We start from the raw sequence: 20,713 nt of genomic DNA on the forward strand, positions 1-20,713 counted from the left end.
TTTGTCCGTCATGGAAAAGGCACATCGGGTTCAACACAACTCCAACTGTACCTTATGTTGTTCAATAATTTTCAGTACGCTGGGTGGTGGTGACTGATCGGTAAAAAGATAGTCGATCAAATCCATGTTGCCCAAGTTCACCATCGCATTACGGCCAAACTTGGAATGATCCGTCACCAGCATCACGCAGCGAGAATTTTCAATAATCGCCCGTTTTGTGCGCACTTCATGATAATCAAACTCCAGTAATGACCCATCCATGTCAATACCGCTGATGCCCAAAATGCCAAAATCCAGACGGAACTGAGAGATAAAATCGAGCGTCGCCTCCCCCATAATACCGCCATCACGGGTGCGTACTTCGCCACCGGCCAAAATCAGGCGAAAATCCTCTTTTGCGGTCAGTAGCGTTGCTACATTCAGGTTATTGGTGACCACGCGCAGATCCTTATGCTGCATCAGCGCATAGGCCACCGCTTCAGGCGTGGTGCCGATATCGATAAACAAGGTCGCCCCGTCTGGAATCTGGCTCGCCACCCGACGGGCAATACGTGCCTTTTCATCTGACCACATCATTTTACGATCGTGATAAGCCGTGTTAACCGAACTGGATGGCAATGCCGCACCGCCGTGGTGGCGATGGATTTTATTTTGCTCGGCCAGATCGTTCAAATCACGACGAATCGTTTGCGGGCTCACCGCAAAATGATCCACCAGCTCTTCAGTACTGACATACCCCTGCCGACGCACCAGTTCAATAATGGCGTCATGCCGTTGTGTCTGCTTCACATTTATCCCCTAAGACGCCCCGATTTACCGGGGGTTTGTTTTATTATACGTGTCCCAAAAGGCCATCAATAGCCCGACAATCAGCCCTGCCACATGCGCTGCATTCGCGATCGACATGCCTAAAATATCGAAATATCCGGCAACCAACCACAGTAAAGCGAAGGCCATCAGGCTGCGCGGCATAGCCAAATAACCGTCAGGCTCTCTTTCCCCTCGTAGCCAGACGTAGCCCATCAGAGCATAGACAACGCCAGACAGGCCACCAAAATAGGTGCCGCTAAACCAAGACTGCGCCCAGCCGCTGACCAGTGCGGAAACCAGCGTGATAACCAACAATTTGCCAGTCCCCAACACTTTCTCAACCGGCCCGCCCAAATACCACCACCACATCAGATTGAACAAAATATGCAGCGGGGAAAAGTGCAACAAAGCATGACTAAACCAGCGCCATAGCTGTGCCTGCTGCCCTTCAGCCGGAAAGGCTAGCCAGGCCATCACGCTCTCATAGCCCGAAATCTGCATCAGGATAAACACCGCAATCGTCACCACCATCACGGATAGCGTCAGCGGCCCAGCCTTTTGTTTCAAGGTTTGCAGGAAAGAATAGCGTTGGTATTGAATACCAGAGTCCATCGATCCCGTTTGCCAACTGGCTGCCAGATAGCGTGGGTTTGTCGGGTCGCGCAGAAAAATCTCCAGCGCTTCCTGAACGCTTCTCAGCTGTGTTTCATCGTCTAGCCACAGCTCAGCTTCATGCCCCTGAGGCCGCATCTCCAGATGGATCTGCTGCGTACGCATGTAATCGACAAATGCCTGAGCCAGACGCGGGTTGGAGAGAGCGATAACGCGGATTGGCATGGGTGTGTATCCGTAGCGAATAGATTTACCTAAAAATATCATATTGCTTCCCGGGCAGGGGCGGAAAAAGTAAAAACGCCCTTCTTAACCGATAACATTCTACCCACTTCCGTTTACTTCCGTTTCACCGATCATCCTATGACAGTAGTCACTTTTTAGCCGCAGACTCTCCTTTAGGCTCATAGCCAACAACTGAGGTAAGCATGTTTCTAGAAGAAAGACGTAATCAGATTCTGGCCTATCTGGCCAAACATGAACGCGCCAGCGTCGATTATCTGGCAACGGCCTTTGCCGTTAGCAAAGAGACTATCCGCAGTGATTTGAATCAACTGGCACGGTTGAACCTGATTCAGCGCTGCTACGGCGGAGCCATGATCGTACGACGTCTCTTACAGTCCGAATTAATCGCCCCGTCTGGCGAGAATTTCGAAGTGCTGCTGAAGCGGTTAGAAAAACAGAACAGACATCAAACCAGTAAACAGAAAGGAAACTCGATGAACGGCAAGGTGTGTATTTTAGGATCGTTCAATGTTGATATCGTCGCCAAGGTGATGCGTTTTCCCAAGGGCGGCGAATCCATCATGGCTCAGGGCAGCGCGATCGGCCCTGGGGGCAAAGGCGCTAACCAGGCAATGGCTGCCAGTCGGGCAGGTGCACAGGTTTATTTCATCGCTAAAGTGGGTACCGACCAATTTAGCCAGTTTGCCTACGATCATTTTACGGCATCAGACATCCACTCGTTCAAGTTGTATCAGTCAGATAGCGAGCCCACGGGTAACGCGATCATTTACGTCTCGCAGCAAAACGGCGAAAACATGATCGCCATCCACCCCGGTGCTAACCAAACCATTACTGATGACGAAGTGGCCGCCATTGCGTCAGAGCTCACCACCTCAGACGTGCTGCTGGTGCAGTTAGAGAATAACTTTTCTGCAACGCTGAACGCGATCAAGCTGGCCCATACGCTGGGCAAGAAAGTGATTCTTAACCCCGCGCCCTACTCCAGTGAGATTCTGCCCTATCTGGATTATCTCGATGTCATCACGCCTAACGAGACGGAAGCCTCGCTTTTATCCGGCATTGATATTCACGATGTTGACGATGCCAAACAAGCGGCGCTGAAAATCGCTGCCATGGGAGCCAAACGCGTGATTATCACCATGGGTTCCCGCGGTGCGCTGTTATTGGACGGCAAGCAGTTACAGCATATTCCCGCCTTTCCGGCACTGGGTGTCGATACGACCGGCGCAGGAGATGCATTCAACGGCGCGTTTGCCGCCGCGCTCGCTAACGGGCAGAACCTGGTGCAGGCCGCCACATACGCCTCCGCTTTTGCCTCCCTTGCCGTTGAGCGTGAAGGGGCCTCTAACATGCCTGAACATCAACAAGTTATTGCACGTTTATCGCAACGCTAACGCGGAAAATCGCCCGCAACCGCTGTTTTTTGGAGAATAAAGAAATGAAAACAATTGATGGTATCGTCCCTGTCATGCTGACCCCGTTCACCGAACAGAACGACGTCGATTATCCCGGTCTGGCGAAGCTCATTGACTGGTACATAGACAAAAACGTCGATGCGCTGTTCGCCGTGTGCCAGTCTAGCGAAATGCAGTTTCTCTCGTTAGAAGAACGGGTGGCCGTGGCGCGCTTTGTGGTGGAACACGTGCAAGGCCGTATACCGGTGATTGCCTCCGGCCATATCAGCGACGATCTCAATGCACAGGTTGAAGAACTTTCTGCGATGGCGGAAACCGGCATTGACGCACTGGTGCTGGTCACTAATCACCTCGATCCGCAGAAAGCGGGCAGCGATACCTTCTTTGCCAATCTGAATCATCTGTTGGACGCCCTGCCAAAGACGCTGCCACTCGGCCTCTACGAATGCCCGGCTCCTTATCGTCGGCTATTGAGTGATGAAGAGCTGACCTATTGCGCCAATACAGGCCGTTTTGTGGTGCTAAAAGACGTCAGCTGTGACCTGGCTACCGTCACCCGCCGTGTGGCGTTGGTGCAGGGAACACCGCTCAATATCATTAACGCCAATGCCGCTATCGCGTTCCCCGCGATGAAAGCGGGTTCACGCGGCTTTAGCGGCGTATTCACCAATTTCCATCCTGAACTGTATGTATGGTTATATCACCATCATCAAGAGAACCCTGCGCTGGCAGAAGAACTGGCCGACTTCCTGTCACTGGCCGCCGTGACTGAAACCTTGGGCTACCCGAAAAATGCCAAGGTTTACCATCAGCGCCTCGGCACCTTTACCAGCATTCAGTGTCGCGTCAATAAAGATGACGTACTGGAAAAATATTGGGGATTAACCGTCATCCTCGATCAAATTCGACACGGAACAGAACACTACCAGAAAAAAATCACACGATAAAAATAAGCGTCTACGGGTAACGGGAATAAATAGATTTTCTCGTTACCCTATATAAAAAACCGCATTCACAGGGGAATATTTTATCATGATTATTTGCGATCAGCGCGATTGGGCGCAGGAAAAACATGCCCTGCATCCTATTATCCAAAAAGGGATTGATTATATTAATCAAACTGATTTCGCCAGATTAGCACCAGGGAAATACGATATTATTCCAGGCAAGATGTTTTGCCTGCTGCAAGAAACCTCTACGGTGCCTGCTACACAAATGCGAGCAGAATCACACTTTAATTTTGTTGATATTCAATACCTCATTTCTGGAGAAGAGAGTATTGGTGTGGCGCGTGGAGCCAAAGAACATACGGTTATCGAAAATAAAGCGGAACAAAACGATATTGTATTTTATACCGACACGCGAAACGAATCCTTTATTCATCTGCTGCCCGGAATGTTTGCCGTATTTTTTCCCGAAGATTTACATCGCCCTTGTTGTCAAACGCACGGTGAATCTTTTATCCGCAAAGCGGTAATCAAGATTCACCTCAGCCTGTTTACGGAAAATAAATAAAATGAAACAGACAACTACCTCATCTACACCTGCTGCTGTAACGCAACCTTCGCAGAAAATATCTCGTCTGCGTTGGAATATTATCTTCATATTACTGATTGCCGCCGTGGTGAATTATCTTGACCGCGCTAATCTCAGTATCGCCAACACCACCATTTCAAAAGAGTTTGGCTTCAGTTCCACACAGATGGGACTCCTGCTCTCCGCATTCTTATGGCCGTATGCCATCGCGAACCTGCCTGCTGGCTGGCTGGTCGATAAGTTCGGCCCGAAAAAAATGTTTTCCTGGGCTCTCGGTCTCTGGTCTGGGTTCACCATTCTGGCAGGGTTCGTCAATGGCTACGCCATGTTCTATGGCCTGCGTATGCTACTCGGGGTGTCTGAATCACCGTTCTTCACCTCCGGCATTAAAATCACCCACCGTTGGTTCCCAAGTAATGAACGCGGCCTACCCACCGCCATCATCAATACGGGTTCGCAAATCGCCAACGCGATTGCACCACCAATTTTGACCATTCTGTTGTTAACTCTGGGCTGGCGCGGCATGTTTATCGCCATTGGGCTGGCGGGTATTCCGCTCCTCCTGGTCTGGATGAAGCTCTACCGTAACCCAACGCCACAGGAAGAAGTTGAAATCCATGGCCCCGTCGAAGCCACGGAAACGCAAAAGCCAGACGCGCCAAAAGCAAGCTGGGGCTCTCTGTTTAAACACAAGACAACCTGGTTCATGATTCTGGGTAATTTCTCCATCATGTTTACCATTTGGGTCTATCTCACCTGGCTACCCAGCTATCTGGAGCGTTCTCTTGGATTCAGCTTGATGAAAACAGGTTGGGTCGCATCGATTCCGTTCATGGCGGGTATTTTAGGCGTGCTATGCGGAGGGATAATTTCAGATCGTCTGATTCGCCGCGGCACTAACACCATTACCGCGCGCAAGATCCCCATTGTATGCGGCGCAGCTCTCGCGGCGTGTTGCGTCGCTCCCGTGCCGTTCGTCAGTGACACAACATTATGTATCGCGCTGCTTTCTCTGGGATATTTCTTTTCTCAGATGCCTTCTGGCGTGATCTGGACGCTAGCGACCGATATCGCCCCGAAAGCACAGGTTGCCTCCCTTGGTGCCATCCAGAACTTCGGCGGTTTTCTCGGCGCGGCCAGTGCTCCCATCGTCACGGGTATCATTCTTGATATGACAGGTGCTTTCACCAACGTGTTTATCTTCGGTGCCAGTTTACTTATGCTAGGTGCTATCAGCTACGGCGTATTTGTCAAAAAGCCGTTACCGGCTGAGCAATAATGGTTCGCCTGCTGCGCCGTCAAACGCAGCAGGTTTCCACTTTCACACGGGTGGTAACACATCCTGCGGGTAACGGTGTTGCCAGGCTTCAAAGCCACCATCAATGCTGTACACCGAATCAAATCCCAGGCTAATCAGGTACTGCGCGGCATTGCGGCTGCTAATGCCGTGGTAGCAAATCACCATGACTGGCGCATCGAAGTCAGCACCGCGCACAAAGTCAGACAGGCTCTCATTCGTCAGGTGCATCGCACCGGGAACATGAGCAGTGGCAAAGCTCTGTGGATCGCGAATATCAACGACAACGCCCCCTTCCTGCCAGCGGGAATGGGCTTGCTCAATACTAATAGCTTCAAATTGTTCCATCGAAAGTGACAACCTTGTTAATAATAGACAGGATGTTAGTAACAACTGGCGTCATTGTAACCTGCCTTTGACAGCATAAAACCTATATGATTATAAGGTTATTAAGAAAAACAGCGCTTCGCATGACGATAAAAATGGTAACGCTATGACACAAACCTACTGGAACCGCATGGTGCCTGAACTTACCGTGACGGACTTTTCCACCTCTCTGCATTTCTACGTGAACATACTCGGTTTCTCCATAACGATTCGCCGTGAGAATCCAGAATTTGCCTATCTCAGTCTCGGCGAGGCACAGCTAATGCTGGAAGCGTTTCACGATGGAGGATGGAACACGGAGGCGCTCATCAGGCCTTTGGGACGGGGTATCAATCTTCAGATTGAGGTAGACGACGTGATGCCACTACTGGACAGCCTGGCGCATCATCGCATCCCGCTTTACCGACCGCTGAGAGATAACTATTACACAATAGACGACAGCGAGAACGCGACAAAAGCCTGCCAGCGAGAGTTTTTGGTGCAGGACCCCGATGGTTATCTCTTACGCTTCAGCCAATATATCGAACAGCCGTAACGCCTACAGGGCTATATCGTCAAGAAGAGCCCCAAAAACCCTCCAATACCCCTTATTTTAATGTGACAATTATCATCATATTGTTAGCTCCATCACGCATAAATGTTTTTATTTGGTTAACCATTGGCTGATTTGTTTGTTTTCGATTATTATAATGCTCGAAAACGAACATTTTGATTTATTCGAGGGTGGAGGAAGAAACGTGGAAACCAAAGATCTCATCGTTATCGGCGGCGGAATTAACGGTGCAGGCATCGCCGCAGATGCGGCTGGGCGGGGTTTATCAGTCCTGTTGTTGGAAGCACAGGATCTCGCCTGTGCCACGTCCTCCGCCAGCTCCAAGCTGATTCACGGTGGCCTGCGTTACCTTGAGCACTATGAGTTTCGTTTGGTCAGCGAAGCGCTGTCTGAGCGTGAAACGCTGCTAAAAATGGCCCCGCACATTATTTTCCCGATGCGCTTTCGTTTGCCCCATCAGCCGCACCTGCGTCCGGCCTGGATGATTCGTATCGGCCTGTTCATGTACGACAACATTGGCAAACGCGTTAGCCTGCCTGCCAGTAAGGGATTGAAATTCGGAGCAGATTCGGTGCTTAAGCCTGAACTGAAGCAAGGCTTTGAATATTCGGACTGCTGGGTGGACGATGCGCGTCTGGTGGTGTTAAACGCGCAGGAAGTGACAAAACGCGGCGGAGAAGTCCGTACCCGTACCAAAGTGACCCGTGCTCGCCGCGAACAAGGCGTGTGGATTGTCGATGCGGTTGATTCACTGACCGGTGAAACCTTCACCTGGCGCACCAAAGGTCTGGTGAACGCCACGGGTCCGTGGGTGAAAGAATTCTTTGATGATGGCTTACAGCTGAAATCACCTTACGGTATCCGTTTGATCAAAGGCAGCCACATCGTGGTGCCAAAGGTTCACAACCAGCCGCAGGCGTATATTCTGCAAAACAAAGATCACCGTATTGTGTTCGTGATCCCGTGGCAGGACGATTATTCGATCATCGGCACCACCGACGTGGAATACAAGGGTAATCCGCACGATGTGAAGATCGATGATAACGAAGTCGGCTATCTGCTGGATGTGTATAACGACCATTTCAAACAGCAGCTCACACGTGACGATATCGTTTGGACTTATTCCGGCGTGCGTCCGCTGTGTGATGACGAATCCGATTCTCCACAGGCGATTACGCGTGATTACACGCTGTCAGTCGATGATGATAACGGTCAGGCTCCACTGCTTTCCGTGTTTGGCGGCAAGCTGACGACATATCGTAAGCTGGCAGAGCACGCGCTGGACAAGTTGCACAAATATTATCCGCAGGCAGGCAAAGCCTGGACGAAAGGTGCAGTACTGCCGGGCGGTGATATTGCTGGCACGCGTGATGACTACGCCGCTGCGCTGCGTCGTCGCTTCAATCTGCCTGAATCACTGACGCGCCGTTACAGCCGCACCTACGGCTCAAACAGCGAACTCATTCTGGCAAACGTGAAAAGCCTCAGCGATCTGGGTGAAGATTTCGGTCATGACTTGTATGAGGTGGAACTGCGCTATCTGGTTGAGAAAGAGTGGGCTGTCACGCTGGACGACGTCATCTGGCGTCGCACCAAACTGGGCATGCGCTTTGACGACGCGCAGAAACAGCGCATCAGCGACTGGTTAGCAGGCTACCGCCAACAGCAGATGGCAAAAGCGGGTTAATCCGCGGTCACTGCAAACGCCTTTTACTGCAAATACAAAAGCGCCGTAGGTTGTTACCTACGGCGCTTTTTTATATCAGCAACACGCCATCACAGCCGTATTGGTTTGATATTCCGATATCTTCTGCACACTCGTCGATATACCCGTAATACTTCAAGCCGCAGGTGCGTTGGATGCGTTTACTCACCCGAATCACTTACCTGAGTAAGCTCATCGGGACTCCCTCTCTTGCCGCCTTCCTGCAACTCGAATTATTTGGGGTATAGGTCGGTCAGACGAGAAATAGCCCGTGTTGGCAGCAGCACAACGGGGAATATCAAGCACGCCAATGCAGCTTGAAGTTGTTTGAATATATCAGGATGATACAGTATAAATATTGGCTTTAATGTTATGAGTAATACAATTAAGGATGATGATGAACCAGGATACATCGTTGAAAGCGGATAACAATAGGGTAAAAATAAACAAGTCATCTATTATTTATGCTTTTTTAGCACCAACGTTTCTTTGGTGTTTCTTATCATTTTTATATGCTTTTTTTTGCGGTGAACGATATAGTGATACGAATTTTTTTAATAGTTGGGATCTTGTAGCAGGGATTATTATATCCAGTTACATCATACTTGTTGGGTTTGTTTCTATTTGTTTACATTTCATAATCAAAAAGTATTTTATAGTCACGATGGCGAGCTTTATTTTTTTATTTATCATTACAGTCATAGATTTGGATTACATAGATTTACTTTTATTTTTTATCATTCTGCTCACTATTCCAATCTTTGGCTCGTTGACGTTGAAATATCTGCATAAAAAACACGCGCATCATGCGGGCTAACTATAATAAGCAGGCGTTCATTGAACGCCTGTGTTTTTTAAAATTAACGCTCTCTGAAGCGTGAATGACTTAGCGTATCGCGTTTAACACATCCGTAATAAAATCCATTCTCTGTGCATCACTACGTTGAGTAATATGATCGCAGTTTATCCATTTTCCATTTTTCAATCCTACTGCCGTCATGCAATGGAAAATAGCGTCACGAATCGAGTCGCCTTCTTTGATAATAAACGAGGTTTCTTCTTCCGACGTCGTGACGACCGTCGTTTTTTCAATGTTCAGCAACGGCAATAATTTTTGTTGCTCCTCGTTGTAGTACCAGGAAAACCCATTCAGCATCACTTTATCAAAAAAACCTTTCAGTATTGCTGGCATCCCCATCCACCAAATAGGAAAGACCACAATAACTTCATCCGAATTTTTCAGCATATCTTGATATTTTTCGACTAAAGGATCGGTATGCCCGCCTTTAGAATATAAAGACAACTCAGACTCTGTCAGGACAGGATTAAAATTATCTTTATGTAGGTCAATCAGTTGGTAAGGTTTGCCCTGCTTAGATAATTCCGTCGTGATATTATTCAGTAAAAATTGGCAGAAACTGCCGTGCCATGGGTGTGAAAAAATAATAGTAATCATAAAATTCCATTTAATCTTTAGCATAAAAGTCGGCGAAATATGCTAACACGCACGGGTATCCATGGTGGTTTTTATTTCAGATACACAATTTTTCGGATGCATTTCATTGTGATAATCAATAGCAATCCATTGATATAATTAAAAAAGGCGTTCGCCATATGCGGAACGCCAGTTCTCCATCATCCTGCTAATGATGGTGTTTCATCACAACCGTATCGGTTTAATATTCCAGATATCTTCTGCATATTCGCCGATGGTGCGGTCAGACGAGAAATAACCCATGTTGGCAATATTCTGGATGGCACTACGCGCCCATTCGTCCTTGTTCTGATACAACTCGTCAACCCGATCTTGCGTATCCACATAGCTGCGATAGTCGGCCAATAGCTGATAGTAATCGCCAAAGTTCACCAGTGAATCAAACAGATCGCTGTAACGTCGGCTGTCATCAGGGCTGAAGATGCCCGTAGTGATTTGCGTCAACACACGGCGCAACTCTTCATCCTGATCGTAATATTGCCGTGGGTTGTAACCGTTCTGGCGCAACGCTTCGACCTGCTCAGTCGTATTACCGAAGATAAACATATTCTCTTCACCAATATGTTCCAGCATTTCGACATTCGCCCCATCCAACGTGCCGATCGTCAGCGCGCCATTCAGTGCAAATTTCATATTACTGGTGCCGGATGCTTCCGTCCCCGCCAGCGAGATCTGTTCAGAGAGATCCGCCGCTGGAATGATCAGCTGCGCCAGACTCACGCTATAGTTCGGGATGAAGACGACCTTCAGCTTATCGTGCAGAGTCTGATCGTTGTTGATCACCTTCCCGACGTCGTTGATCAAGTTAATGATGTGCTTCGCCATGTAATAGGCCGATGCCGCCTTGCCCGCAAAGATGACAACACGCGGAACACGCTCGACGCCGGGATCGTCCTTAATGCGGTTATAAAGCGTGATGACGTGCAACACGTTCAGCAGTTGCCGTTTGTATTCGTGAATACGCTTAATCTGCACATCAAACAGCGATTCCGGGTTAACCACAATATTCAGGTTTTCCGCCATATAGGTCGCTAAACGCACTTTGTTCTTTAGTTTCACCTTACGGATTTTCTGCACAAACGCCGGGTAATCGATATGTTGTTTAAGTTCGCTCAACTGGCTCAGATCGGTACGCCAGGTCTGTCCGATGGTGTCATCCAACAGCTTAGAGAGCGACGGGTTGGCCAGCGCCAGCCAGCGCCGCGGCGTGACACCATTGGTTTTATTACAGAAGCGATTGGGGAAGAGTCGGGCGAAATCAGCAAACAGGGACTGCACCATCAGATCCGAATGCAGTTCCGATACGCCGTTCACTTTATGGCTGGCGATCACCGCTAGCCACGCCATCCGTATTTTACGCCCGTTATTTTCATCAATGATGGAAACCCGTGCCAGCAGTTCGTTGTCATCGGGAACTTCTTTCTGCACGTACTCCAGAAAATGTTCGTTAATTTCGAAAATTAATTGCAGGTGGCGCGGCAGGATTTTACCCAGCATATCAACCGGCCAGGTTTCCAGCGCTTCCTGCATCAGCGTGTGGTTGGTATAGGAGAAGACCTTCCTCACCACGGTCCACGCCTCTATCCATTTGAATTTATGCTCATCGATCAGCAAACGCATCAACTCTGGGATCGCCAGCACCGGATGCGTATCGTTCAGGTGGATGGCGAATTTTTCCGCCAGATTGGCATAGGTCTTATGCATCATCCAATGGCGGTTGAGGATGTCCTGCACCGTTGCGGAAACCAGAAAGTATTCCTGACGCAAACGCAGCTCGCGGCCAGAATAGGTGGAATCATCGGGATACAGCACGCGTGACACGTTTTCCGAGTGGTTTTTATCTTCTACCGCCGCAAAATAGTCGCCCTGATTGAATTTACCTAAATTGATTTCGTTACTGGCCTGCGCCCCCCACAGACGCAATGTATTGGTGGCATCGGTATCGAAACCGGGAATGATTTGGTCGTAGGCGCACGCGATAACCTCTTCCGTTTCCAGCCAGCGCATTTTGCTGCCTTCCTGCTGGATACGTCCCCCAAACCGCACTTTGTAACGCGTGCTGTGGCGTGGGAATTCCCATGCATTGCCGTATTCCAGCCAGTAGTCCGGTGATTCGGCCTGCTTGCCGTTAACGATATTTTGTTTGAACATGCCGTATTCGTAGCGAATACCGTAGCCGCGCCCCGGCAGAGCCATCGTCGCCAGCGAATCGAGGAAACAGGCGGCCAGACGCCCCAGGCCACCGTTCCCTAAGCCAGGGTCATTTTCTTCCTGTAGCAGATCGTCCAGTTCCAGCCCCATACCATCCAGCGCCGCTTTCAGATCATCATACAATCCCATCGCCAGCAGCGCGTTCGACAACGTCCGCCCCAGCAAAAACTCCATCGACAGGTAATACACCTGCCGTACATCCTGCGAAAGCTGTGCGCGGTTTGAGCGCAGCCAGCGCTCCACCATCCGGTCGCGCACGGCCAGCAGCGTGGCGTTCAGCCAGTCATGTTTATTCGCAATCGAGGGATCTTTCCCGACGCTAAACATGAGCTTGTAAGCAATAGAGTGTTTCAGCGCTTCCACACTGAGCGTTGGTGAAGTATAGATAAACGGCGAGTTCATAATATTCATTCCCAAGTGAGTGTTACCATACCCTGTCGTTTTCAGATTGCACGCGGATGACGTACCGCAGGAAAACTAGTGGGTATACAAGCGTTGATATAGCGCACCATAAGCCTGAGCAGAAACCTGCCAACCAAAATCCATCGCCATTGCCTGACGCTGCACATAGCGCCATAGCGTAGGTCGGGACCACAACACGAACACACGACGAATCGCGCGGGATAGCGATCCCACACTGCAATCGTTAAAGACAAATCCGCTTGCCAGACCATCTGCCAGATTCTCTAGCGAACAGTCCGATACTGTATCCGCCAGCCCGCCGGTTCGGCGCACCAGCGGCAACGTGCCATACTTCAAACCATAGAGCTGCGTTAACCCACAGGGCTCGAATCGGCTGGGCACCATGATGACATCCGCACCGCCAATAATGCGGTGTGAGAAGGCTTCGTGATAGCCAATCTGCACGCCAACCTGACCGTGATATTCGGCTGCGGCGGCCAGAAAACCTTCCTGCAAATCGGCATCCCCCGCTCCTAACACCACCAGTTGCCCACCCTGCTCTAACAGATCGGGTATCGCGCTTAACGCAATATCGAGCCCTTTCTGGCTGGTCAGGCGGCTAACAATGGCGAACACGGGAGCCTTGTCATCAACCTTCAGCCCCATTGCTGTTTGCAGATGTCGTTTGTTTTCCGCTTTGTTCGCCAGCGCATCGCGGCTGTAATGGCTCGTGAGCAAAGGGTCATGCGCCGGATTCCAAATCGTTTCGTCTACGCCATTGAGAATGCCAGACAGCCGCCCCTCTTCTTCACGCGCCTGTAACAAGCCTTCCATGCCATAACCATAGGCTGGCAGCGTAATCTCATGCGCGTAGGTCGGGCTCACGGTCGTAATGTGGTCGGCGTAGAACAACCCCGCTTTGAGGTAGGAAATCTGGCCGTAAAACTCCAGCCCGTAGACCTGAAAGAAGTCTCTCGGTAAGTGGAGATCTGCCATATGTCGGGCATCAAACAGCCCTTGATAAGCCAGATTGTGAACGGTAAAAACCGATTTCGCCGGACGATTACGTGCAGCCAGATAGGCACAGGTCAACCCCGCGTGCCAGTCATGAGCATGCACAACATCGGGCCGCCAATAGTGGTCCAGCCCGCACGCCATTTCACACCCCATCCACCCCAGCAGCGCAAACCGCAGATAGTTATCAGCATAAGCATAAAGTGCCGGGTCGTGATAAGGGCTGCCCGCGCGTTCATACAGCTCAGGCACATCAATCAGATAAATACCGACGCCGTTAAAATGACCGAACAGTAAGGTGACATGTCCGGCAAACGTATCCAGCTCACGCACAACCTGAATATCAGCGATCCCTTTTTTCAAATCGGGGAAGGCAGGCAGGATGACGCGGGCATCCATCCCCGCCGCAATTTGCGCGCCGGGCAACGCACCTGCCACATCCGCAAGACCGCCGGTTTTCAATAGTGGAAACAGCTCTGAACAAACATGTAAGACCCGCATTATGACTCCCATTTTGTGCCGATGGCGTTTACAGCTTTTCCAACATCGATCGCGTGACCAGTACGATCCCTTCCTCCGAGCGGTAAAAACGGCGGCTATCCTCTTCCGCGTTTTCGCCAATCACCATGCCTTCCGGCAAGTGGCAGGCTCGATCAATCACGCAACGGCGTAAACGACAGGAGCGTCCCACGTTGACATCCGGCAGGATCACCGTCGAATCGATACTACAAAATGAATTGACCCGCACACGCGGGAACAACACCGAATGCGTGACAACCGAACCGGACACGATGCAGCCCCCGGATACCAGCGAGTTCATCGTCATGCCATGGCTGCCAGAGCGGTCCTGAACAAATTTGGCGGGCGGCAGCGATTCAATTGCGGAACGAATCGGCCAGTGCCGATCGTACACATCCAACTCCGGCGTGACGGACGCCAGATCGAGATTGGCGCGCCAGTAAGCTTCCAGCGTGCCGACATCTCGCCAATACTGGTGCTCATCTTCACCCGACGTGACGCACGACAGGGTAAAAGGGTGCGCCCAGGCCAAACGCTGCGAGACGATCTTCGGGATCAGATCCTGACCAAAATCGTGGTTAGAATCCGGCGCATTGCGATCCGCTTCCAACAATTGATAAAGATAGTCCGCATTAAAAACATAGATCCCCATGCTCGCGAGCGCCATGTCGGGGTTATCCGGCATCGGTGTCGGGTTATCCGGTTTTTCAGCAAAATCGAGGATGCGATGCTGTTTGTCCACGCTCATGACGCCAAAAGCATTGGCTTCTTCCAGCGGCACGGGCAGGCAGGCGACCGTACACTCAGCCCCCTTCTCCACGTGATCAATCAGCATACGTGAGTAGTCCATCTTGTAGATGTGATCGCCCGCGAGGATCACCACATACTCCGCACGGTAGCGCCGAATAATGTCGAGATTCTGACAAACGGCGTCTGCAGTTCCCCGATACCAATGATCGGTAGAATGGCGTTGCTGAGCGGGGAGTAAATCCACAAATTCGTTCATTTCCGCATTCAAAAACGACCAGCCGCGTTGAATGTGTTGCACCAGCGTATGCGACTGATATTGCGTAATCACACCAATACGGCGTATGCCGGAGTTCAGGCAGTTAGAGAGCGCGAAATCAATAATGCGAAATTTACCGCCAAAATGGACGGCAGGCTTGGCACGCAATGCCGTCAGCCCTTTCAGTCGCGTTCCACGGCCTCCTGCCAAAATTAATGCCACGGATTTCAGAGGGAGCTGTCTTGCCAACATCAGAGGGTCATGCTTATCGTTGTTCACCATGGCTATCTCCTGATTATTCTTTTTAATGGCTTGCGCTTAGGCGGTCTGTTTTATCAAGACGCCTACCGCCTGCGCTTGTCCGTGCCAAATTCCGCCTTCAGGCGGGTTCGTCTCATCAAACGGCGGTGAAACCTGCCAGTGGCCTTCTGGCAAAATGAACGTTCCGGTATGCAGGCTGGCGTTAACCAGCACAAGCCAACGACCGGAAAGTAAAATCTGTAGCTGATGCTCCCCGTGCTCCCACTGCTGCGGCGTTAAAGGCTGCCCTTCTCGGTTCAACCACTGCACCGCGCCATCCCCTTCCTGCCACCACGTTTCCTGCTGTAATGCCGGGATCGTGCTACGCAGTTGGATCAATCCTGCGACAAATTCACGCAAGCCACGATCTGCATTTTCCCAGTGCAGCCAGGTCAATTCATTATCTTGGCAGTAGGCGTTGTTGTTGCCCTGCTGACTGTGCCCCAGCTCATCGCCCGCCAGCAGCATTGGCGTACCCTGCGACAGAATCAGCGTTGTCAGCAGCGCCTTCTGGCTAGCCAGCCGACGTTGACGAATGTCGTCATCGGCTTCTAACCCTTCCGTGCCGTGGTTGTTGCTGAAGTTACTGTCCGTGCCGTCACGGTTACCTTCACCGTTGGCATCGTTGTGCTTGTGGTTGAAACTCACCAGATCGCGCAGCGTAAAGCCGTCATGAGCCGTCAGTTTGTTGATAGAGGCGTGAGGCAGGCGGTCGCGCTGCTGGAAGATGTCGCTGGAGGCGGCGAAGCGGCGGGCAAATGCGCCGAGAGCAATATCACCATGCAGCCAAAAGCGGCGCATGTCGTCACGATAGCGATCGCTCCACTCGGCGAACGGGGCCGGGAACTGGCCCAGTTGATAGCCACCATGCCCAATATCCCACGGCTCAGCGATCAGCTTGCAGCCCTGTAAGCGACTATCGTTTTTCATAGCGGACAGCAGCGGTGCGGCGGCGGTAAAATCTGGAGTACGCCCCAGCACCGTTGCCAGATCGAAACGAAAACCGTCAATGTGGCAAACCTCGCGCCAGAAGCGCAGACAGTCCATCACCCAGTCAATCACCGTCGGATGATTCAGGCGCAGCACATTGCCGCAGCCGGTCCAGTTATGGTATTCGCCGCTTTCGCTCAGCCAATAATAGCTGCGGTTATCGATGCCGCGCTGGCACAGCGTGGGGCCTTCGACATCCAGTTCGGCACTATGGTTGAACACCACATCCAGAATGACCTCAATACCCGCGCTATGCAGGGCTTTCACCGCATCCCGAAATTCATTCAGCGCGTCGTCACCGGCGGCAAGGCTGTTATCCACCGCAAACGGCAGCAGCACGTTATAGCCCCAATAGTTACGCAACCCCAGTTGCTGAAGCCGTGGTTCATCGGCATGTTGCTGCACGGGAAGTAATTCCAGCGCCGTGATGCCCAGCGACGTCAGATAGTCAATCATCACCGGATGGCCTAACGCGGCATAGCTACCGCGAATATCTTCGGGAATATCGGGGTGCAGTTGCGTCAGCCCGCGAACGTGCGCCTCATAAATTACCGTCTGACACCAGGGCGTTTGCGGATGTTGGTCATCTTGCCAGTCGTAATCCTCAGCCGTGACCACGCACTTCGCCATGATTTCCGCACTATCTCGCTCATCCCGCCGATCAATCCCACCTTGCAGGCAAGCGTCATCCACCACCCAGCCATCAAGCTGGCGAGCGCACGGATCTAACAGCAGCTTATGCGGATTGAAGCGTAAACCCTGCGACGGCTCGAACGGCCCATCGACCCGAAAACCGTAGCGTAAGCCCGGCTGTGCATCGGGAAGATAGCCATGCCAAATATCACCGCTGCGTGCGGTCAGTTCGATCCGCTGTTCCTGCTGATGCTCGTCGAACACACACAGTTCAACCCGCTCGGCATCCGCCGAAAACAGCGCGAAATTCACACCCTGTCCATCAAAACTGGCTCCCAGCGGCGTCGGCTTGCCCGTCTGCAATTCCGCCATTTACACCTCCTTCACCAGATACAGCGTGGCAAGCGGTGGAATGGTCAGAACAAGGGAATGCTGGCGCTGATGGCTGCCCCACTCCTCGCTGTAAATCGTCCCAACATTGCCCTGATCGCTCCCGTTGTAGTGAACAGAATCGGTGTTGATGACCTCTCGCCAGCCGCCGGGCTGGTTAATGCCAATCCGATAGCCATAACGTGGCACCGGCGTAAAGTTGCTGACCACCAGCACTTCATTGCCCTGTTCATCACGCCGGACAAAGGCAAAAACCGAATTTTCCCGATCGTCCACCACCAGCCATTCAAAGCCCTGCGGCTGAAAATCCAACTGATACAGCGACGGCTGCTGGCGATAGTAATGGTTAAGATCGCGCACCAGCGTCTGCACGCCGCGGTGCCACCCTTCCGGCTCATCCAGCAGATGCCAGTCCAGACTGGCGTCGTGGTTCCACTCACGCCCTTGCGCAAATTCGCCGCCCATAAACAGCAGTTTCTTGCCGGGATAGGCCCACATAAAGCCGTAATACGCGCGTAAATTAGCAAATTTCTGCCAGACATCGCCGGGCATACGATCCAGCAGTGAGCGCTTACCGTGCACCACCTCATCGTGAGACAGCGGCAGCACGAAGTTCTCGCTATAGGCGTACAACATGCCGAATGTCAGCAAATCGTGATGGTATTTGCGGTGAACCGGATCGTGCTGCATATAGGCCAACGTGTCGTGCATCCAGCCCATATTCCATTTGTAATGAAACCCTAACCCGTTACAGTCAGGCGGCAGCGTGACGCCCGGATAATCGGTCGACTCTTCGGCCAGCGTAATCGCCGCAGGCGCGGCATGACCCAGCATGTGGTTGGTGTAGCGCAGAAACGCAATCGCCTCGAGGTTCTCTTTACCACCGTAATGGTTCGGCACCCACTCACCTTCGCTGCGGCTGTAGTCGCGATAAATCATGGAGGCCACAGCGTCTACCCGCAGCCCGTCGATGCCATAGCGTTCCATCCAGAACAGTGCGTTGCCCGCCAGATAGTTACGCACCTCATGACGGCCATAGTTATAAATCAGCGTGTTCCAATCCTGATGGTAGCCTTCGCGTGGATCGGCGTATTCATACAGCGCGGTGCCGTCAAACTGTGCCAAACCGTATTCGTCACCGGGGAAATGCCCCGGCACCCAGTCCAGCAAAACGTTAATACCCGCATCATGGAGCGCATCAACAAACACCCTGAACTCCGACGCGGTGCCGAAGCGGCGCGTTGGCGCATACAGCCCCAGCGGCTGATAACCCCAGCTACCATCAAACGGGTGTTCGTTAATCGGCATCAGCTCCACATGCGTGAAACCCATGTACTGCACATAATCAATCAGTTGCTTCGCCAGTTCCTGATAGCTCAGCCAGAAGTTGTTATCCGTATGCCGTCGCCAGGAACCGAGGTGCACTTCATAAATGGAGATCGGGGAACGCAGGCCATTCGCTTCACGGCGAGCCTCACTGGTCGCAACTTTCTCAGGCAGCGGCGTAATCAGCGATGCAGTATCCGGGCGCATCTGCGCTTCAAACGCATACGGATCGGCCTTCAGCCGGACGCTACCGTGGCTGTCGATCATTTCATATTTGTAGAGCTGCCCCGCTTTCACATCAGGCAAAAACAGCTCCCAAATACCGTTTTCCCGGCGCAGTCGCATCGGGTGCCGTCGGCCATCCCAAAAGTTGAATTCTCCCACCACCGAAACGCGCTGCGCATTGGGTGCCCAGACGGCAAAGCGCGTGCCTTCTACCCCATCCAGCGTTTCCAGATGTGCGCCTAATCGCTCGTAAGGACGCAGGTGGGTGCCTTCGGCCAACAGCCAAATGTCCATATCCTGCAACAGCGGACCAAAACGATAAGGATCTTCAATCACCCAGGTTTCTTCACGCCAGGTCACAGCCAATTGATAGTGAAAAGCATTTTTCCGGCGTGGCACCAGACCACAAAAAAAACCGCGCTCGTCTATACGTTCCAGTTCGACAATTTTTCGCCCATTGCTGGCATCCACAATCCACGCTGCCTGCGCATCCGGCAGCAGTGCTCGAACTTCAAGACCTTCGGAGGAATGATGCATACCTAACAGCGAAAATGGATCGGCATAATGCCCGGAAATAAGTGAATTAATCGCATCAGAAAACGCTGACATGGTATTCATCCTTTGATTAACCATTTGAATTAAATAAATAAGCGCGATAAAACGTTATGTGGCGCTTATATTTTTCCCAAACTTTATTTTCGATAAAACTCAATAAAAATAATTAGTTATTAGCTTGCTAACGAATAACGGCGACATGTAAAAATAATGAATACTATGAAAGGGTTCTCGCGCTACCCCTTCCATTTAGCGTAGTCAAGAAACCAGAAAAGAACTGGGAATTGATCAACATTTTCTGTTTATATTTATATGAATAAGTTATGACACGAATTTATAGCGTCAAGCCCGCTCCCACGTTGAGTAAGCGCTAGTCGGCATCATGTCTGTGCGAACGCCTCGGGCAATATGATAAAAGCGCATAACGATAACCATTATTTGATTATCCAGGAATGACAGGGAATTGGTATTTTAGGAACCTCGCACTTTTCATTGGATTTTCACATGGTTGAAATCACTTTACCCGATTTCATTATTCATTCAGGCAACAAGGATAGTTGCAGGCTGGTTAATCATGGTGATATCTAGCCTCCGCTCATTCCCATGGGTTCATGCTATTTTTTACCGTAGCCAGCAATGGGTTATTAGCCTGATGGCCCTCCTCACCACCCTACTGGGCTTGCTCGCCTTTACCTTTACGCTGTCCCACTTTTCACCCATAGACCCTGTTATGCAGGTCGTTGGCGATCGCGCCAGTGAGTCTACCTATCAGCAAGCACGGCACGACCTCGGATTGGACAAACCCGTCCCTGTGCAGTTTTGGTATTACCTTACTCGCTTATTTCATGGCGACCTTGGGGTAGCCAGCACCACAGGGCAACCTGTACTGAACGATCTGGTTCATACTTTTCCTGCCACGCTTGAGCTGGCCACCTGCGCCATGTTGCTTGGGGCATCGCTGGGGATCGGCTTAGCGCTATTAGCCGCCTGGAAACCGGGAGGCCTCGTGGATGGCCTCGTCCGCTTTATTTCTCTACTGGGGTTTTCCGTGCCGATATTTTGGCTTGGGCTACTCGGATTATTGCT

Annotated in this window: 16 protein-coding genes; 7 read left to right on the top strand and 9 right to left on the bottom strand. The window is 51.3% G+C overall.

Going from position 1 to position 20,713, the window contains the following annotated elements; all coding sequences use genetic code 11:
• Window positions 1-30 precede the first annotated feature (30 nt).
• Together EDI29_RS16825 and glpG are read right to left on the bottom strand one after the other, a co-directional pair.
• Window positions 31-789, bottom strand: a complete 759-nt coding sequence (locus EDI29_RS16825) for a DeoR/GlpR family transcriptional regulator (protein WP_005969330.1) — start codon at window positions 787-789, stop codon at window positions 31-33.
• Window positions 790-813: 24 nt separating this feature from the next.
• The gene (gene glpG / locus EDI29_RS16830; protein WP_137741803.1) at window positions 814-1,647 is read right to left on the bottom strand and encodes a rhomboid family intramembrane serine protease GlpG; all 834 of its coding nucleotides are present in this window, start codon (window positions 1,645-1,647) and stop codon (window positions 814-816) included.
• A gap of 203 nt (window positions 1,648-1,850) precedes the next feature.
• Here glpG and rbsK point away from each other — a divergent pair, with 203 nt between their 5' ends.
• From rbsK to EDI29_RS16850, 4 genes are all read left to right on the top strand, one after another.
• Window positions 1,851-3,062: a ribokinase gene (gene rbsK / locus EDI29_RS16835; protein ID WP_137741804.1), complete on the top strand. Its 1,212-nt coding sequence runs from the start codon at window positions 1,851-1,853 to the stop codon at window positions 3,060-3,062.
• Window positions 3,063-3,106: 44 nt separating this feature from the next.
• Complete coding sequence (locus tag EDI29_RS16840) at window positions 3,107-4,030, top strand: dihydrodipicolinate synthase family protein (protein ID WP_137741805.1); 924 nt, start codon at window positions 3,107-3,109, stop codon at window positions 4,028-4,030.
• Between the two features lie 85 nt (window positions 4,031-4,115).
• Window positions 4,116-4,598 carry a NanQ anomerase/TabA/YiaL family protein gene (locus EDI29_RS16845; RefSeq protein WP_137741806.1) on the top strand — a complete coding sequence of 161 codons (483 nt, stop codon included), beginning with the start codon at window positions 4,116-4,118 and terminating at the stop codon, window positions 4,596-4,598.
• Between the two features lies 1 nt (window position 4,599).
• A complete protein-coding gene (locus EDI29_RS16850; protein ID WP_137741807.1) occupies window positions 4,600-5,898 on the top strand; it encodes an MFS transporter in 1,299 nt (432 codons plus the stop codon).
• Between the two features lie 42 nt (window positions 5,899-5,940).
• Here the strand turns inward: EDI29_RS16850 and glpE are convergent, their stop codons facing one another.
• Entirely contained in the window at window positions 5,941-6,264 is a 324-nt protein-coding gene (gene glpE, locus EDI29_RS16855; protein WP_107168938.1) for a thiosulfate sulfurtransferase GlpE, read from the bottom strand.
• Between the two features lie 145 nt (window positions 6,265-6,409).
• On the opposite strand from glpE, the gene EDI29_RS16860 reads away from it, so the two are divergent.
• Window positions 6,410-6,838, top strand: coding sequence for a bleomycin resistance protein (locus EDI29_RS16860; protein ID WP_241664957.1), 429 nt, complete (start codon window positions 6,410-6,412; stop codon window positions 6,836-6,838).
• 202 nt (window positions 6,839-7,040) lie between these two features.
• Entirely contained in the window at window positions 7,041-8,543 is a 1,503-nt protein-coding gene (gene glpD, locus EDI29_RS16865) for a glycerol-3-phosphate dehydrogenase (protein ID WP_137741808.1), read from the top strand.
• A gap of 904 nt (window positions 8,544-9,447) precedes the next feature.
• On the opposite strand, the gene EDI29_RS16875 is transcribed toward glpD, so the two are convergent.
• The 6 genes from EDI29_RS16875 to glgB all read right to left on the bottom strand — a co-directional run bounded on the left by EDI29_RS16875 (window position 9,448) and on the right by glgB (window position 19,681).
• Window positions 9,448-10,017 (bottom strand): NAD(P)H-dependent oxidoreductase, encoded by a 570-nt coding sequence (locus EDI29_RS16875; RefSeq protein ID WP_137741810.1) that lies wholly within the window; start codon window positions 10,015-10,017, stop codon window positions 9,448-9,450.
• Between the two features lie 204 nt (window positions 10,018-10,221).
• Window positions 10,222-12,669 carry a glycogen phosphorylase gene (glgP, locus tag EDI29_RS16880; protein ID WP_137741811.1) on the bottom strand — a complete coding sequence of 816 codons (2,448 nt, stop codon included), beginning with the start codon at window positions 12,667-12,669 and terminating at the stop codon, window positions 10,222-10,224.
• Window positions 12,670-12,744: 75 nt separating this feature from the next.
• Window positions 12,745-14,184 (bottom strand): glycogen synthase GlgA, encoded by a 1,440-nt coding sequence (gene glgA / locus EDI29_RS16885; RefSeq protein WP_137741812.1) that lies wholly within the window; start codon window positions 14,182-14,184, stop codon window positions 12,745-12,747.
• Between the two features lie 28 nt (window positions 14,185-14,212).
• On the bottom strand, window positions 14,213-15,490 hold the full coding sequence (glgC, locus tag EDI29_RS16890) for a glucose-1-phosphate adenylyltransferase (RefSeq protein WP_137741813.1): 1,278 nt from the start codon (window positions 15,488-15,490) through the stop codon (window positions 14,213-14,215).
• Between the two features lie 36 nt (window positions 15,491-15,526).
• Window positions 15,527-17,503 carry a glycogen debranching protein GlgX gene (gene glgX / locus EDI29_RS16895; RefSeq protein WP_137741814.1) on the bottom strand — a complete coding sequence of 659 codons (1,977 nt, stop codon included), beginning with the start codon at window positions 17,501-17,503 and terminating at the stop codon, window positions 15,527-15,529.
• Window positions 17,504-19,681, bottom strand: a complete 2,178-nt coding sequence (gene glgB / locus EDI29_RS16900; protein ID WP_137741815.1) for a 1,4-alpha-glucan branching enzyme — start codon at window positions 19,679-19,681, stop codon at window positions 17,504-17,506.
• A 523-nt stretch (window positions 19,682-20,204) separates the two neighbouring features.
• Here glgB and EDI29_RS16905 point away from each other — a divergent pair.
• A partial coding sequence (locus EDI29_RS16905; RefSeq protein ID WP_421949925.1) for an ABC transporter permease occupies window positions 20,205-20,713 on the top strand: 509 nt, incomplete at its 3' end.

The sequence above is a fragment of the Pectobacterium polonicum genome (assembly GCF_005497185.1).
In the GTDB taxonomy this organism is placed as follows: Bacteria; Pseudomonadota; Gammaproteobacteria; order Enterobacterales; family Enterobacteriaceae; genus Pectobacterium; species Pectobacterium polonicum.